Origin of the sequence: Algimonas ampicilliniresistens, assembly GCF_030159955.1 — a bacterium.
Lineage (GTDB): Bacteria > Pseudomonadota > Alphaproteobacteria > Caulobacterales > Maricaulaceae > Litorimonas > Litorimonas ampicilliniresistens.
In genome coordinates this window covers 843,971-860,536 of record NZ_BSNK01000002.1, presented here as the reverse complement: position 1 = coordinate 860,536, position 16,566 = coordinate 843,971, and the positions used below count along the sequence as shown (strand labels likewise).

The 16,566-nt window shown below is 55.1% G+C and carries 18 protein-coding genes; 12 read left to right on the top strand and 6 right to left on the bottom strand.

The window, feature by feature from the left end; translation table 11 throughout:
* The first annotated feature begins 78 nt into the window (after positions 1–78).
* Positions 79–561, top strand: coding sequence for a hypothetical protein (locus QQL54_RS12000; RefSeq protein WP_284390991.1), 483 nt, complete (start codon positions 79–81; stop codon positions 559–561).
* Here QQL54_RS12000 and QQL54_RS11995 read toward each other — a convergent pair.
* The gene (locus QQL54_RS11995; protein WP_284390988.1) at positions 558–1,403 is read right to left on the bottom strand and encodes an enoyl-CoA hydratase-related protein; all 846 of its coding nucleotides are present in this window, start codon (positions 1,401–1,403) and stop codon (positions 558–560) included. The two genes, QQL54_RS12000 and QQL54_RS11995, sit on opposite strands and share 4 nt — an antisense overlap.
* A gap of 2 nt (positions 1,404–1,405) precedes the next feature.
* A complete protein-coding gene (locus QQL54_RS11990) occupies positions 1,406–2,491 on the bottom strand; it encodes a DUF2855 family protein (protein ID WP_284390986.1) in 1,086 nt (361 codons plus the stop codon).
* Positions 2,492–2,897: 406 nt separating this feature from the next.
* Here QQL54_RS11990 and QQL54_RS11985 point away from each other — a divergent pair, with 406 nt between their 5' ends.
* Both QQL54_RS11985 and QQL54_RS11980 read left to right on the top strand, forming a co-directional pair.
* Positions 2,898–3,299, top strand: coding sequence for a UrcA family protein (locus QQL54_RS11985; protein ID WP_284390984.1), 402 nt, complete (start codon positions 2,898–2,900; stop codon positions 3,297–3,299).
* Positions 3,300–3,453: 154 nt separating this feature from the next.
* Positions 3,454–4,584, top strand: a complete 1,131-nt coding sequence (locus QQL54_RS11980) for an acyltransferase family protein (protein ID WP_284390982.1) — start codon at positions 3,454–3,456, stop codon at positions 4,582–4,584.
* 12 nt (positions 4,585–4,596) lie between these two features.
* On the opposite strand, the gene QQL54_RS11975 is transcribed toward QQL54_RS11980, so the two are convergent.
* Positions 4,597–5,961, bottom strand: a complete 1,365-nt coding sequence (locus QQL54_RS11975; RefSeq protein WP_284390980.1) for an O-antigen ligase family protein — start codon at positions 5,959–5,961, stop codon at positions 4,597–4,599.
* Between the two features lie 87 nt (positions 5,962–6,048).
* On the opposite strand from QQL54_RS11975, the gene QQL54_RS11970 reads away from it, so the two are divergent.
* The 9 genes from QQL54_RS11970 to rpmE all read left to right on the top strand — a co-directional run bounded on the left by QQL54_RS11970 (position 6,049) and on the right by rpmE (position 13,198).
* Complete coding sequence (locus tag QQL54_RS11970; RefSeq protein ID WP_284390978.1) at positions 6,049–6,702, top strand: HAD family hydrolase; 654 nt, start codon at positions 6,049–6,051, stop codon at positions 6,700–6,702.
* Positions 6,703–6,741: 39 nt separating this feature from the next.
* Entirely contained in the window at positions 6,742–8,499 is a 1,758-nt protein-coding gene (locus QQL54_RS11965; RefSeq protein WP_284390976.1) for an acyclic terpene utilization AtuA family protein, read from the top strand.
* 142 nt (positions 8,500–8,641) lie between these two features.
* Positions 8,642–9,817 carry an acyl-CoA dehydrogenase family protein gene (locus QQL54_RS11960; RefSeq protein WP_284390974.1) on the top strand — a complete coding sequence of 392 codons (1,176 nt, stop codon included), beginning with the start codon at positions 8,642–8,644 and terminating at the stop codon, positions 9,815–9,817.
* A gap of 9 nt (positions 9,818–9,826) precedes the next feature.
* Positions 9,827–10,603: an SDR family NAD(P)-dependent oxidoreductase gene (locus QQL54_RS11955; protein WP_284390972.1), complete on the top strand. Its 777-nt coding sequence runs from the start codon at positions 9,827–9,829 to the stop codon at positions 10,601–10,603.
* An 83-nt stretch (positions 10,604–10,686) separates the two neighbouring features.
* Positions 10,687–11,250, top strand: coding sequence for an elongation factor P (efp, locus tag QQL54_RS11950; RefSeq protein ID WP_284390970.1), 564 nt, complete (start codon positions 10,687–10,689; stop codon positions 11,248–11,250).
* A gap of 36 nt (positions 11,251–11,286) precedes the next feature.
* Positions 11,287–11,463, top strand: a complete 177-nt coding sequence (locus QQL54_RS11945; RefSeq protein ID WP_284390968.1) for a hypothetical protein — start codon at positions 11,287–11,289, stop codon at positions 11,461–11,463.
* 256 nt (positions 11,464–11,719) lie between these two features.
* Positions 11,720–11,902: a hypothetical protein gene (locus QQL54_RS11940; protein ID WP_284390966.1), complete on the top strand. Its 183-nt coding sequence runs from the start codon at positions 11,720–11,722 to the stop codon at positions 11,900–11,902.
* A 175-nt stretch (positions 11,903–12,077) separates the two neighbouring features.
* Positions 12,078–12,896, top strand: a complete 819-nt coding sequence (locus QQL54_RS11935) for an inositol monophosphatase family protein (RefSeq protein WP_284390964.1) — start codon at positions 12,078–12,080, stop codon at positions 12,894–12,896.
* A gap of 86 nt (positions 12,897–12,982) precedes the next feature.
* The gene (gene rpmE, locus QQL54_RS11930) at positions 12,983–13,198 is read left to right on the top strand and encodes a 50S ribosomal protein L31 (protein WP_284390962.1); all 216 of its coding nucleotides are present in this window, start codon (positions 12,983–12,985) and stop codon (positions 13,196–13,198) included.
* Positions 13,199–13,272: 74 nt separating this feature from the next.
* On the opposite strand, the gene QQL54_RS11925 is transcribed toward rpmE, so the two are convergent.
* Genes QQL54_RS11925 through cls form a run of 3 tightly spaced genes read right to left on the bottom strand, consistent with a single transcriptional unit; the run spans position 13,273 to position 16,512 of the window.
* The gene (locus QQL54_RS11925) at positions 13,273–14,124 is read right to left on the bottom strand and encodes a metallophosphoesterase family protein (RefSeq protein ID WP_284390960.1); all 852 of its coding nucleotides are present in this window, start codon (positions 14,122–14,124) and stop codon (positions 13,273–13,275) included.
* 7 nt (positions 14,125–14,131) lie between these two features.
* On the bottom strand, positions 14,132–15,118 hold the full coding sequence (locus QQL54_RS11920; RefSeq protein ID WP_348520735.1) for a diacylglycerol/lipid kinase family protein: 987 nt from the start codon (positions 15,116–15,118) through the stop codon (positions 14,132–14,134).
* Positions 15,049–16,512, bottom strand: a complete 1,464-nt coding sequence (gene cls / locus QQL54_RS11915; RefSeq protein WP_284390957.1) for a cardiolipin synthase — start codon at positions 16,510–16,512, stop codon at positions 15,049–15,051. Before cls ends, QQL54_RS11920 begins: the two co-directional genes overlap by 70 nt.
* Between the last annotated feature and the right edge of the window lie 54 nt (positions 16,513–16,566).

Genomic DNA, 16,566 nt, shown 5'->3' with positions numbered 1-16,566 from the left:
AATTGCGCGTCCGCGAATAAGATCAATCGAGCACCGTCGTAATGTTTGCGGCGCGTCCGATCGATCTTGGGGGGTCTCATGCGCTATTTCACTCTCACCACTCTGACGGCTGCCGTATTGCTAACGGCCTGCGGCTCCGGCGCACCTAAAACACAGGCGCAGCTTCTAATCGGTGAATGGGATCAGGCTGAACCAGTCGTAATTTCGCAGAATGGGTCCACACTGAGCCTGACAGATGGCGAACTGGATTTTTACAAAAACGGAACAAGTGACAGCGAAGGTCTTTTGACCTTCCAAGACGTTCCCGCACAAATTGCGGCTTACAGGATTAGGTCAACGGCCAATTACGTGCTGAACGGATCGACCCTCAGCGAAACCACGACCAATTTATCGGTCATGCCCGTCGACTCTAATCCGGACTCTTTACAAATGGCGTCCGGCCTGACGAATATGATGGGCACGGTCGAAACATCGACTCTGGAAATCGTATCGATCGACAAAGATCGTTTGGTCCTGCGCGACCCCAAATCAGACGTGGTGATGACCTATAATCGGGACTAATCCCTAGCCACTTTTGGCAGATCGGCGAACGTTCCCGCCCGCTTCTGCCCCTTTGCCATCATCGCTTCCATCATCTCCGATGGGATGAGCATAGACATGTTCCAGACGCCGATCTGGTCAAGCGTGTCCGCCGTGCTGTGATCGCGCGCATAGGTGATGATGCGTTTGCAGCCATAGATCGCCAAGGGTGGCTTGGACGCGATCTGGCGCGCTGTCGCCATGACGGCCTCCATCATCGCTTCATCGCTCTCGTAGGTCGCATTGAAAAGACCGCGCTGCTCGCATTCTTCCGCGTCCATGCGGCGACCTGTATAGGCCAACTCGCGTACCACGCCTTCGGGCATATGGTTGAGAATGCGCGGGAACGTCCCGACATCTGCCGTCATGCCGACATTGATTTCATAGATGGTGATGTAGGCGTCCGACGTACCGTAGCGCATGTCGCAGGCCGTAATCAGATCAACCCCGCCGCCAATGCACCCGCCATGGATCGCGACGATGACCGGGATGCGGCAATTTTCAAGCGCCGTGAAACTATCCTGCAATCGGAGGACATTCTGATAGAAGACCGCGCCGTGCTGCGGATTGTTCTTATCATTGCCGGACACGCCGCCAGAGCTAAACATCGACACATCAATTCCAGCAGAAAAGATTGGACGCTCGCCCGTTGTATCGGCAGAAATAACAATCACGCGTGCCTTGGCATTGTCGTCGATATCGCGGACGATTTCTGGTAGGTCGGCCCAGAAAGACGGGCTCATAGCGTTGCGCTTTTCTGGTCGGCTGAGCCGGATATGGGCGATCTGATCTTCAATCGAAACGTCAAAACATTCGTAAGCCATGATTAGCCTTTCAACGAAAATAGCGCGGCTTGCGTTGGGTCTGTTGTCCCGTTGAGCAGATTTTTATAGGTGGTGAGCATCGCTTCGACGCCTGCCGGTTCTCCGACACTCATCCATCCCGCAGCATCACCGAGAAACGGAATCCAGCGTTCAGCCAGGCGTGTGGCAAACCCGCCCCCGCCCCATTCCGCAATGCGCGACTTGGCGTAATCCGGCGCGAAGAACATCTTCATCGGCGCGCCCTCATCAGGTTTTGGTGCCGCATCGCCCTGATAGTGGGACTTCCCGACGGCGCAGCCATATTTCACATTGTCGCGCAAATGGGCGTAGATCCGCGCCAATAACTCGCCATTGCCAGCCATGTCGACGATGACGGTCGGCACGCGGTCCAATCCTTCGATCATCTCATAGGTCACGACCGTATCGTAATAGCCTGTCTCTTCGACAAAGGCTCGATTGCGTTCCGATGTCAGGCCCAGCACTTCAACGCCCCCGCGCTGTTTGAGGCAATAGGCCGTGCCGAGCGCGGTCTTGGACGAAGCGCTGGTGATCACCACCCGTTCCGCACCGAAGAATTTTTCGCTGGAGACGAAATCGTCGATCAAAAAGCTGGTCAAAAACAGCGGACGCAGCACGGGCTGGATTGCTTTCTGGACCGCATAAGACGGGTCAGCGGCAGTATAAGAATAGCCATTATAGACAGGATGGAGCGGCGCGCGGTGATCGGCCACGTCCTGAAATCCTTGCGGCGACAGCTTGCTGGGCTTCACGACAATTTCGTCAGCCACAGGCAGGAAACCGTAGACTTCCGTACCAACAGGGACGTCAGAACATTTGGATTCTGACACCGTCGCGAACCCCCAAACCGGCATCCGGCCCTGATTGTCTTCGCCGAAGCCATAGGCTTTAGGATCAAAATAATGCCAGTAACCGATGTGATCACCGAAGATCATATAGGTGACATTATTGGCCGTCAGCGCGAAGCTATCGATGGCAAGGCGGACCTCCCCGTCTTGCAGCGCGGGGCTGTCGGTTTTGAAAAGTGTGATGTCGGCCGGGTCGGTCCGGTTTACCAATAGAGTGTGCATGAGGCGCGCTTATCACGGCCCACCCCGTCCCGTCAGCCCGTTGATCGAATAAAGCCTATGCAATGGCTTGCGACATCTTCAGCCAAAATCCGCACATTTCAGACCAATTTTTGTTCAGACGTGATCAATTGAGTGAGTTGGGTAGCAATCGCATTGACGGTGCAGAATCACCTGCCAATGGCACAGTTAGAGACGACCGACTTGATGTCACAACCAGGCATTATGGCGGAGCACTTCCCCCTACCTAAATCGTAACATAAGCATCTGTTTTCATTATGTTTTATTGCATAGCAGGTGCCGCACGGATGGCGGTTCCCATCATTCAGAACCTATGCGAGCAGAGTGGCGACGAGGGTGTGACCTCGTCGCCTGTCGCTTGACAAATTAACTGGAAAGGATTCTTCCAATGACCACCAAACGAAACGACACCATGAATTTTGCGGCGCGCCGCGTCAAGAAAGTCGCAATATCTGCTTTTGGGTTTTTAGCTCTGGCCACAGGCGCCATCGCCCCGAACGCTTTCGCAAACGGGGCATTGTTGGTCGACAGGACCGTCAGTGTAAAGTTTAGCCTGACTGAACTTCGCGCTCCGCAAGGACCAGAAAAAATCTATGCCAAGCTAGAAAAACGCGCGATGTCTTTTTGCAGGGCCGACAAAGCGACCTTGCGATATCTGGACCAGTCTCTTGCGGAATGTGCCAATGACATAGTCGACCAGTTTGTTCAGAGCGTGAACATTACTGCTCTCACGGATTATCACAAGGCACAAACCTATCAGGCGCGCCCTGTTCAAATTGCCTCTAATTAACCAGCTAAATTCGTTCAATGCCAGCGGGTTTGTCCTTATGACAAACTTGCATTGACCGGACTAACGCCGACACATTTTAAGGCTCTGCTAACCATAATGTCCGGCAGTTGGCTCGTTAAACGGTTGCTACATCTTCCTTTGCTAATCGCGCGTCATGGATATGACGTCACAGATCGGGCAGCCGCCGCGAACGCATGAAGAAGCGATCACCGCCAAGGCTCGCTACGGCTATATTCCGGGGCTGGACGGTCTGCGCGCAATTGCCGTGCTGATCGTCCTGGTCGCCCATTTTGGGCTCGGCCATTTGGTCCCGGGCGGGTTTGGCGTCACCGTGTTTTTCTTCGTCTCCGGGTTTCTGATCACACGTCTGTTGATTGCCGAAGCCGAAAAGAAGGACGGGATCGGTCTGAAGGATTTCTATATTCGTCGCGCCATCCGTCTCTTTCCTGCCCTGATCGGCATGACCTTTGTCACCACGGCCATCCATATGTGGCTGGGACTAGGCGCCCCCGTTGCCGGGGAATTCGCAGCCGCCAACCTCTATTTCACCAACTATTATCAGATCGCCGAGCAGGCCGCAGGCCACGCGCCCTATATGAGTTGGACCCCGCTTTGGTCGCTGGCGGTCGAAGAACATTTCTATCTCTTATTCCCGGCGCTTTTGATGCTAACGGGATTGAATTGGCGGCGCATTACGACTGTTCTGCTCGCCTTGATCGTGTTGGTTCCACTGTGGCGATTGGCGGTGAGCCTGATCTGGCCTGAGACGGCTGAGCTTTACACTTACATGGCGACGGACGCGCGGATCGACAGCATTGCTTATGGGTGTCTGTTCTCGCTCGGCCTGCACCAGCTGAGCGATCCGGCAAAACTGCGCTGGCTGATCGGCTGGATTCCAGCGGGACTGGCCGTTTTAGCTTTGCTCGCCACTTTCGTCATTCGCGACGAGATGTTCCGGCAAGTCCTGCGCTTCTCGGTTCAGGGTGTGGCCATCGGTGTGTTGATGTTGAACCTCTATTTTGGACGCGCCTTTACGTGGGCCTTTCCGGTGCTGGAGCTGCCGCCGCTGCGTTGGATCGGTCGAGTGAGTTACGGGCTATATCTATGGCACTTCCCGGTTCTGGATCTGGTTGAGCGCATGGCGTGGTCACAAGCCGCGACCATCATCGTGGCGTTAATCGCGTCCTTTGCCATCACCGCACTCAGTTTCTATTTTTGGGAGCAGAAATTCGTGGCGCTACGCAAACGGTTCGGCGCACATATCGTGACGCCCAAAGCGAGCTAAGCCAAAAACGCGTCAGTAGAGGCTCCGCTGGCCAGGCGCGCGGTGAATACCGACGCGCGCAACGGTGCCGCGGCGTTCCCCGCGCGATCCCGGACGCCACCAAGCTGGATCATTGGCCCAGAGTTTTGCGGTGGTCGCGGTGAACAGGAACCAGCTAATATCATTCTGCTGCAGAATCGCGGATTCAGAGATCGAGAACAGCAAGAAGAAGAATAGCGACAGGACAACCCAATAGGTTTCCACACCACCTGTCTTGATCCGGGTCAGGCTTTTGATCGCCGTCATTAGCGTCAATAGACCGAATAGGATGATGATTACGGCGCCGCCCGACAACCAACTATCGAGCCAGCCATTATGCGCTGTCGGCACTGACCATTGCAGCACTTCGCGCGTTTGATAGCTCGGCCCCAACGGGTCCATCCAGAAGGTGCCGTACCCGTAACCGAGCCAGAACTTATCCTGGATGGCCATGGCCAAAAGTTGCCAAATATCCGTTCGACCCGTCAGGGTCGGATCTTTGCCGATCAAGCCCAACGCCCACTCTAGCCCGACGGTCATGATCAGGGCGAGACCCGCCGTACCGGCAATCACCGCCCAGATGACGGGAACGCGCAGAAACGGGAACCGACGGAACACTCGTACCACCAGAAAAATACCGAAACAGCCCATCATCGCCAGTAACGCTGTTTTCGATCCTGACATCAACATCATGAAGAGGCAGAGCATTGCAGTCGGCCCCCATATCCAGATGCGTTTGGGGCGCATCGCAAAGGCGCAGAGCATGACCGCAAACCCCTTCGCCATGATCCCGCCTAGATAATTTTTTTCCGCCCACGGACCGCGCCACGCGCCGGGATAGATTTCCTGCATGATACCGCGCGTTGGATTGAGCAGAACCAGCATCAGTGTAATCAGGCACAGGATCAGCACGGCCGCGCCAATATGCTGCACCATTTCGCCCCAATCATAGCGCGCCGCAAAGGCCAATCCGGCCATTGTCGTCATTAACAGACCGATGGATCGGCGCATCGTCACGCCGGGATCAATCGACCAGAAGAAGGTCAAGCCGAGCCAAAGGACACACATGATAATCAGCGGGTTGCGCGAGACCAGTCGTAAGACCTTGGCAAAATTCATCAGCGTCATGCCCGCGACAATGCCGTAGATTGGATACCAGAGCAGACGTGCCAGCGGGCTATCGCCCGCTTCTAGTGCTTCAGCAGACGGAAACGTCAGGCCAACAATGGCCCCTGAGAAGAACACTAGAACCAAGACCCAAATGGCGGATTCCAAAAAGCGACCCAGTCCGATCAGTGCATAATTGCGCTGCTGGAGTTCGGCGTGGCTGAAGCCGGGTGATGGGGCTGTGAAGGCCATGATCTGGCCATGCCGTCAAAGGGTTAGGGCGGCGTTAACCATGCTGACACGAGAAGGCATTTTCCTGCCCCTTGATCAACGACCTCTATGCCCTTGATAACGACAGATCAGACCGACTTGATCATCTTTGATTGTGACGGCGTTCTGGTCGATTCTGAACCACTCTCCAACGCGGTCATGGCTGAACACATCACGCGCCTGGGCTGGGCCATGAAGGGCCACGAATCGATCCGTCTCTTCAAAGGTAAAACCATGGCGCAGGTTCACTGCGCGATCGAAGACCGACTTGGTAAGCCGATAGATAAAAAATGGACGTCCGCTTTCCATCTCGATCAGGAGCAGCGGATGCGGCGGGATTTAACCGTTGTCGCGGGCGTGAATGACTTGATCGCGCGCGTGCAGGCTGCGGGACTGCATAGCTGTGTGGCCTCACAAGGAAGCCACGAAAAGATGGCGATCAGCCTCGGCCTGACGGGCCTATGGGATCAATTTGAAGGGCGGATTTTCTCCGCCCGTGATGTGGCTAACCCCAAACCAGCCCCCGACCTGTTTCTGCATGCGGCCATTCAAATGAACGTGTCGCCAACGCGCTGCATCGTGATCGAGGATAGCCCCACCGGGATTGCAGGCGCTCTTGCCGCGAAGATGAGAGTAATCGGCTATGACCCGGACGAAAGCGGCGTCTTGGCGCAAGGCGGTATCGAGATCGTCAGTCGCATGGACGCGATCACAATCGTCTAAGCCCTTTACGGGCCGCCTTAAGGCGGTCATCCATCATGCATGAGCAAAACCATCAGGATCGGCGGGGCTTCGGGTTATTGGGGCGAGAGCGATATGGCGTGGGGTCAGTTACTGGCCGCGGAGCCCAGCCTCGATTACTTAGTTTTCGACTATCTCGCCGAAATCACAATGAGCTTGATGGCGCAGATGAGAGTTCGCGACCCCGAGGCTGGATTTGCCACGGATTTTGTCTCTGACTTAACCCGGCACTTGCCTGAGATTGCGCGCCAAGGCGTGAAAATCTGCTCCAATGCCGGCGGCGTCAACCCTGATGGCTGCGCGGCTGCCGTTCGGGCCGCCATCGACAAAGCTGGATTGGATCTCAATGTCGCGGTCATCACGGGTGATGATGTTATGGACCGACTGGACTCGCTTGAAGAGGCGAGAGAGATGTTCTCCGGCGACCCGCTCCCCAACGCGAAAATGATCGTGTCCGCCAATACCTATCTCGGTGCCTTCCCAATCGCGAAGGCCCTTGGCGAAGGGGCAGATATTGTCATCACGGGACGCTGCGTCGACAGCGCCGTCACGCTCGGCGCATTGATCCATGAATTTGGCTGGCAAAGCGATCAGTTGGACAGCTTGGCGCAAGGGTCGCTGGTCGGGCATTTAATCGAGTGCGGCCCACAAGTGACGGGCGGAAACTTCACTGACTGGAAAAGCGTCGCCGACACGTTGGTTGATATTGGCTACCCCATTGCAGAGGTCAGTGAAGACGGCGCTTGCGTCATCACCAAGCCAGACGGGACAGGCGGGATCGTCAATCGCGGTACGCTCGGCGAGCAAATGCTCTATGAGATTGGCGACCCAGCCGCCTATTTGTTGCCGGACGTGATCTGCGATTTCACTCAGGTTACGATTGAACAGGTTGGCCCCAACCAAGTCAGAGCCAGCGGCGCGCGCGGCATCGGCGTCCCCGACCATTACAAGGCCAGCGTCACCGTCACGGACGGACACCGCCTCTCTTTGCTCTTTTTCATGGTGGGTGAGGACGCGTCTGAGAAAGCCCAACTTGTCTTCGACGCCACACTAGCTCGCGCGCGGCGAAAACTTCGCGACCGTAATCTGCCCGATTACAGCCAAACCGAGTTAGAGTTGGCGGGGCCTGAATCACATTTCGGCGCGTTCGCGCAATTTGCTCAGACCCGGGAAGTCGCCTTTCGCATGTCAGTCCGTCACGACAGCGCCGCAGCCTGCGCTTTGTTCCTGAAAGAAGCGTCCGGTTTTGGCCTCGCGACACCGCCGGGTCTCGTGCCGTTTTCTGGCGTTCGCTCCAAGCCACAGCCCGTCGTGCGGCTGTTTTCAACCCTGATCGATAAGAGCCTTCCAGACATTCGCATCAATGGGACAGCTTTCGTGCCCGCGCCGCCTATGGCGCCCTCATCTGTTTCACGTGAAACACCCAAGCCCCCCACATTTGATCCCGACACGGAGGTCCCGCTGGTTCAGCTCGCTTGGATGCGATCCGGCGACAAGGGCGACAAAAGCAATATTGGCGTGATCGCACGGCAGCCGGACTTCATACCCTATATCTGGGCCGCAGTGACCGAAGCCGCCGTACGTGAACGCTTCGCCCATTTCGTCAATGGCGACATTGAACGCTGGTACTTACCGGGGTCGCACAGCCTCAACATCTTGATGGACAAAGCTCTGGGCGGCGGCGGCATAGCGAGCGTGCGCAATGATGCGCAGGGTAAGTCGTTTGGACAGATTTTAGCCGCTATGCCGATCCCAATTCCTAGACAGCTTCTTCAGTAAACCGTCCCCGGCATTTATCGTCAGGGACAGGTGAGTTCCAATCCGTCATGTGATAAACTCGTCCTGTGACGTGACGCACCCTTCCCAACGGCGATGCCTCTCCCCTACCCCTTGATGAAACGATCCGTCGGGGGATACCGTCATGCGCCAGTTTACAGAAGAACAAATCCTGTTCCGGGATTCTTATCGCCAGTTTCTGGAAGAAGAGATCAAGCCGAATATGGCCACATGGCGCGAAGCCGGGATCGTTGACCGCTCGGCCTTTCGCAAAGCGGGCGAACGCGGCATGTTGATGATCTGGCCAGACGAAAAATATGGCGGTCTTGGCGATTCCGATTTCCGCTGGGATCAGATCATCATTGAAGAAAGCGCCCGCGCGGAAACGGGCGAGTTTTTCGCCACCCTGCACTCGCGCCTTGTTGGCCCCTATTTCAAGAATATCGGCAATGAGGAGCAATGTGCGCGGTTCCTGCCCAAATGCGTATCCGGTGAAACCATTCTAGCCGTCGCCATGACCGAGGCCGGGGCCGGGTCTGACCTGTCGGGTATGCGCAGCACGGTCCGCGACATGGGCGATCACCTGATCCTCAACGGATCCAAAACCTACATCTCCAACGGCATTAACGCCGACGTGGTCATCGTGGCGGGGAAATATATCGCCGAAGGCGCGGATGAACCCGCCAACCCGCACGCTATGGCCTTGGTGATTGTTGAGCGCGGCATGGACGGGTTCTCTCGCGGACAAAACTTGAAGAAAATGGGCCTTCCGGCGCAAGATACGGCCGAATTGTTTTTCGACGAAGTCGTGATCCCCCGCAACAATGTGCTCGGCACACCGGGGATGGGGTTCATTCATTTGATGGAAGGCTTGGCCGAAGAACGGCTGATCGCCGCAACTGGCTATGCCGCGTCCGCGCGACATGCCTTCGATCTAACACGCAGCTACGTCATGGACCGTCAGGTCTTTGGACGCCCTCTCTCCAAGATGCAGAATACGCAGTTCAAAATGGCGGAACTGGATAGCGAAATCGACATGCTGCAAGTCTATGTCGACCATCTGGTCTACCAGCATAATCAGGGCTTACTGACTGCCAACGCGGCCGCCAAAGCCAAACTTTTGGGCAGCGAAATCCAGTGGAAAATGATGGATGAAGGGGTCCAGCTGCATGGCGGCGCGGGCTATATGGATGAATATTCTATCTGCCGCATGTTCACGGGATCACGCATCAACCGTATCCTCGCCGGGAGCTCCGAAGTCATGAAGTTGATTATCGGACGAGATATCTTTTCCCAAACCTATCAATCGATGTTGAATTAGGAGCACACGATGGAGCTCAAAGGCAAAACCGCGCTGGTCACGGGCGGAGCGTCCGGTCTCGGCGAAGCAACAGTCCGGCGCTTTCACCGACAGGGCGTGAACGTCGCAATCCTCGATATGAATGATAAGCGCGGCGACGCGCTCGCCAAGGAACTGGGCGACCGCGCACGCTATTTCAACGGCAATGTGACGAACGAAGAACGCGTGGCTGAGATCATCGAAGACACCGCCAAGACCTTTGGCGGTCTGCATATTTGCAATAATTATGCGGGCATCGGTAGCGCCCATAAAACCTATGACAAAAAGAGAGACGCGCCGCATCCGCTTGATACGTTTAAGCGCGTTCTGGACGTTAATCTGATCGGCACATTCAATGTCGCGCGTCTCGCCGCCCAACAAATGTCGCGACAAGAACCGGTGACGGATGACGGCCAGCGCGGTGTTATCATCAACACGGCCTCCGTCGCAGGCTATGAAGGTCAGATCGGACAGGTCGCCTATTCTGCCTCAAAAGGCGGCATCATCGGCATGACGATTGTGATTGCGCGCGATCTGGCACAGATCGGCGTGCGCTGTAATACCATTGTGCCAGGTCTGATCCACACACCTTTGTTCGACACGCTGCCTGACCACATTTTCGAAGCGCTAGAAAATTCAGTTCTCTACCCCAACCGCCTTGGGAAACCCGACGAGATTGCCATGCTGGCCCAGCAGATTGTCGAGAATGATTATATCAACGGCGAATGTATCCGCATGGATGGCGGGATCCGAATGACGCCTCGTTGATAAACTTACCTACCGTCCGCCTCTGTTGCTCCGGTCCCGCCCCTCTGTTAGGCGCGCGAAAACTAACATAGGACCCACGCCCCATGAAAATGAACGGCAACGAAATTAAGGTCGGCAACATCATCAAGCACCAGGATACGCTCTGGGTTGCGGTGAAATGTAATGCCGTGAAGCCTGGTAAGGGCGGCGCGTTTAATCAGGTTGAGATGAAGAACCTGCTGGATGGCCGCAAACTGAATGAGCGCTTCCGCGCGGCAGAGACAGTCGAGCGGGTTCGCCTCGACCAAAAACCACACACTTATCTCTATGATGATGGCGACGCGGCTGTGTTCATGAACTCCGAGAATTATGAGCAGATCCACTTGCAGAAGGACTTCATCGGCGACCGCGCTGTGTATCTTTCCGACGGCATGGCTGTGGAACTGGAATTCTACGAAGACAAACCGATCAGCGTCTCCCTGCCGGATCAAGTGACCCTTGAAGTCATTGAGACCGAACCTGTGGTGAAGGGTCAGACGGCAGCCAACAGCTTTAAGCCCGCCATTCTTTCCAATGGTGTCCGCACCGCCGTCCCACCTTTTGTCGGCACGGGCGAACGGTTGGTGATCAATACGGAAGACGGTAGCTACGTGACCCGGGCAGACTAGAACCGCATTATAAAAACATTAGATTGGGAGAAGAGCGTGACAGAGAACCTCGGCAGGCGTCTTGCCATTCTGCGCTTTATCCCGATCCTTATTTTGATCGCACTGGCGTTTGGGTTGGACCATCTCTTTGGTCTGGACCGGCTGCTCAGCGCGGGTATCGCTCTTGTCGTCGCGATCCTCGTTCGGATCGCCCTGATGCGATTTTGGAAGTAAGGTGGGCGAGCAGCTTAAAAAGGCTGTATTTGCAGCATTAATAGGATTGATCGTCAGCCTAATCTACCTTGCGTTATTTCGAAATTCTGATGACCCTCTGTTGGCAAATGCCAAGCTAAGCTCAGTTATAGCCTGCGGCGTATTTCTAGGGTCTTTACTGGGTCAGCTTATCAGATCGAACAATCAGAATTGTGAAGATCACAACAACTAGCTAATTAAGACCACCATCTAAGGCGTTGCCATGCAGGGTAGATCGATGAACGAGCGTTTCAAAACAGCCCTGGCCGGTGGGGTCGCGGGTTTGATTATCGCGGTATTCATCTTCTTCTTTTTTCGAGATCCTGAGGCCGGATTTACGAGCAATGTCTTGCTACTGGTCTTAGCGCCCGTGGGCGGGTTCGCCGGTGGATGGCTGGGCTATAAGCGTGACAAAAGCTGACGCAGTCGGCCCGGTGAAGAAGACGGTCGCGCTCACGCTCTGACCTGCTATAGGGCGCGAAACGCTGGATGAGACAGAATACTGGATTAGGCTGGCGACCCACCGCACCGTCAACACGGTAACGACACCCCGACATCTGGTCGGACACTCTGTAATACTTCGAACGGAAACACCCATGAGCGGAATGTCAGCAATTATGGGCGTTATGCAGAACGCCGCCCGCAAGGCCGCACGCGGTCTACAGCGCGACTTCGGTGAAGTCGAAACTCTGCAAATCAGCCGTAAAGGCCCATCCGATTTCGTCTCCCGTGCCGATAAGAAAGCGGAAGAGGTCATCCATGAACAGCTCTCCTATGCCCGTCCCGGTTATAGCTTTCTAATGGAAGAAGCTGGCGAGATTGAAGGCACGGATAAGTCCCACCGCTTTATCGTTGATCCGATCGACGGCACGACCAATTTTCTGCACGGTATTCCGCATTTCGCCATCTCCATCGCGCTGGAGCGCGAAATCGATGGTAACCCACGCGAACTCGTTGCCGGACTGGTTTATAATCCGATCACCGACGATATGTGGTTCGCTGAAAAAGGCCGCGGCGCCTATATCAATGACGGCACACGCGGTGGTGCGGATCGTCGTCTAAAGCCCTCGCAGCGCGATCTGTTCTCAGATTGCATCTTCTCCACTGGAATCCCGTTTAAAGGTAAGCCCGGCCACGCGAAATACCTCAAGGAACTGCATCAAGTCATGGGCACTAGCGCCGGCGTTCGGCGCTTTGGCGCAGCGTCACTCGACCTCGCGTGGACGGCGGCTGGTCGTTACGATGGTTTCTGGGAGCGCGGCCTCAAACCGTGGGACATTGCCGCCGGCGTTTTGATCGCGCGCGAAGCGGGTTTACAGGTTGAAAGCCTATCCGACGGCGACGTCATGGATACGGGCGACATTATCGTTACCAACGACACATTGCTGCCAATGTTGAAGGATCGAGTGACCTAGGTCTCTTGATTCCCATCGCCGCTGCCAATATAGGCCGCCGCTTAGCGGTGGACCAAGCAAAGCCGTACCGAACATAGAGAAGACTCATGAAAAAAGACGGACATCCGGATTACCACACCATCAACGTCAAGATGGTCGATGGCAGCACTTACGAAACACGCTCCACTTGGGGCAAAGAGGGCGACACGCTCTCCCTCGATATTGACCCAAAAACACACCCAGCCTGGACAGGCGGCGAAGCGCGCATCAGCGATCGCGGACGGGTCAGCAAGTTTAAAGACAAGTTCAAAGGCTTCTCATAAACGCCCCGCGCGTATTTCTGAGGTAACCTCAATGACATTCAAAGCGGCTCCCACGGGGCCGCTTTTTTCATGCCTTAACGCTGCGTATCCAACACAACGGCGTCCGTGCGCATCTGCGTGTGGCCCTCGCGCCGCCAGCCTGACAGCTCGTTCCGTTTCTTACGGAACTTCTCGGTTCTGACATAATTATCGTCTGAGAACTCAACCATGGTGATGGCTACCTCATCCGCGTCCACATGAATATGGTTGAACGCTGGCTTGTTGTCCCGGCGGCGCGTCGAGAGCGTCCCTGAAGACACGGAGAGCAGCTCGCTCCCCCCCGGCTTACGTTCAATAACAAACGGAACATGGACATGGCCGCTCAGCACCATATCGCAATTGCCGTCAGCCAGCCGCTTTAACCCTTCGGGGCCGTTATCAGTTGTCTTTTGCAGCGGGCTTTCAGGCGGATAGATAAAGGGGTGGTGGACGTTAAGCAGACGCAGCTTGCCCCAATCACTCTGTTGGAACCGCGTAATCTTTTGGTCGAGATCATCGAGATTGACCACGCCAACCGACCAGTCGAGCTTCATCTGAACGCCTCTGGCCGTATTCATGGATTGGATGATTACATTCTCATCTTCAAACAACCCCTCATCAAACGGATCGATATATTCAGCGTAGCGATCAAACGGTTTAAGAATGCGGTCCACGATCCCGTACATGGGCGTGTCGTGATTGCCGGCCGTAATAACTTTTGGACCAGACAGTTGTTCAATCCAACGGGCTGCCGCTTCGAATTCTGCCTCTGATCCAGTCTGTGTAATATCCCCCGATATCACTGAAACATCAGGTTTGAGACTTTCGATTGTTGCGTCGAGGCGCGCGAGCGCGGCTTCATCCTCAACCCCAAAATGAACATCGGCGAAGTGTAAAATTGATGTCACGGCGTTCCTATGCCTCCCGTGAGATCGGAAAACTCATCGCAGGCCAAGGGGCCAAAACCAACCCATGGTTTTTGTCGAGTTCAACGGTGACTTCACCTTTGAACGTCATTGGTTCGCCGTCGAGTAAGCCTTCAATCGCAGAGTCAGAGCGAAGTCGAAACTGCTTGGTCTTCACATTTTCCACGGCCTGGCTTTGACGGATATTTCCCATCAATGCCGCCACACCAAGCGACAAAGTGCTTCCGCCCGTGACCTTGTCAAAGAGGGTTAGGTCGAGCCTATCCGGATCCAGCGCTTCACCGTCCATGAAAGGACAGGTTACATTGATCAATTCCATTGACCGTTCGTCATAGTCACGATCTGGTAAGGCGATCCGTATGGGCGACGCGTCTGAAGTCGTTTTCATCGTCTCGATTGCCCCTTTGGCGGCATCCATAACGTTTCCGTCGCGCAGATCTTCCCGCGCTTCACTCATTTTGGTCGGCTTCCCGAACATACACCCGACCAGGAAGGTGCCTGTCTGCCCGCTTTCATCGCGCACAATACCGGCCGTCATGGGTCGTGGGCTCGCAACGGCTAGACCCCGGATCAAACAATCTTGCCAGACGTCGGACCCATAAAGGCCCTGCATCAACATGTTCATGGTTCCGCCCGGCAAAGCGATGAAGGGGACGTTCTGATCGCGGGCGATTGAGGCCACTGCGGCCGCCGTTCCGTCGCCGCCAAATGCGATCAGCAGATCGCCCTTAGCGTCTCGCATTTTGCTCATCATCGATTTCATGTCGGACGATTCGCCGACGAATAGGTCTGGTTGACCATAGCCGTAACGCTCGAAAATAGCCCCCAACTGGCTCGAAATATCCTCCGAGGAAGACGAGGATAGGTTTGTGAGAACGACGGGTTTTCTAGGTAGTGTTTGACAAGTCAAAGTAAGGGGCTCGCAAGACGAAGGATGTTCTCTTTCCAACGTAGGAACGGGCCACGCTGTTCCCATTTGTCTGGATCCAGCATTTCTGACGCGGCGATATAACTATCGACGAGCGCGTTGATTTCCGCAGCGAACGTATCGTCATAGACACACAGGGTCATTTCCAAATTAAGGTAGAAACTCCGCATATCGATATTGGCTGTGCCGATGAGCGTCATCTGGTCATCAATCTGAACCAGTTTCGTATGCAACATACCACCTATAAAGCGGTGCACTTCGATCCCAGCCCTAATCAACTCGTCAAATGTGCTTTCCCCGGCATGGCGCGCCATGATGGAATCGACCCGCTTGGGCACAATCAGCCGGACGCTGACCCCGCGATGGGCTGCGTTGGTCATCGCTAATTGGAGCGTTTCGTCAGGGACAAAATATGGCGTCACAATCGTGACTGATTTTCGCGCACCAAAAATCGATGCGACGATCAACTCATGAATGATTGAGGTCTGCATCTCAGGTCCGGATGGAACGAGTTGCATCGCCATACCTTCCGAAAAATGCGGAGCCGCGTCGCCATCATCTGACAGTTCGGCCAGATCCTGATCCGTATGGTCCATACCCTGACTGTCGAAAATATAGTCCGTGTTGAACATGCATGAGAGCGAAGAGACAATGTGACCTTCAAGCCGCAGCATTACGTCAACCCATTCACCAAACCCCTTGCCTTGCTTGAACTTGACGGGGTCGGTCAGATTGAAGCTACCTGTGTAGCCAATTTCCTGATCGACCAGAATGACCTTGCGGTGGTTGCGAAGGTCGGTGCGTTTGGAAAAAGCTTTGATCGGATTGACTGAGAGCGAATGGATGACTTCGGCGCCCGCAGCCACGAGCTGCTCATCCCATTCCGATCGAAAAAAGGGTCGGCCACCAAAATCATCGACCATTAGCCGCACATCAACACCGCGGGTTGCAGCCCGTTCCAGCGCAGCGAGAACATCGACGATCAGGCCTTGCGGATCGACGATATAAAATTCCAGATAGACGCTGTCTTTCGCCGCATCAATGTCAGCGATTATGGCCTCAATCAGCGGCGGCGCCTCAGAATAGAGTTTGTGCTTGTTTCCTGCAGCAGGGAAGAACCCGGTCTGAATGGACAACATCCACGATAATTCTTGTAGATAGTCAGCGACGGGCAAGTCTTCGCGCGCGACGCGGCGCTTACCTATTCCGAAATCACGCTGATAATATTGCCGGATCGCCCCACCAGTTTTGAGCCGCTTCCGCCCGAGAGACTGACTCCCGAACAAGAAATACATAATAGGCCCAGCAATTGGCAGAACAGAAAGCAGGATGATCCATGACAGCGTCGTGGAGACATTGATCCGACGACTTATGATCATCAGCGACAAGATCACCGTTACAATAATGTGCGCGAGTATCAAAAGTGGACTGGTTGGCAGCATTTATCTTTTCCCCGGCCCCGCAGTGCCTTAACGCCTGTTCATCGAGCTAATAAA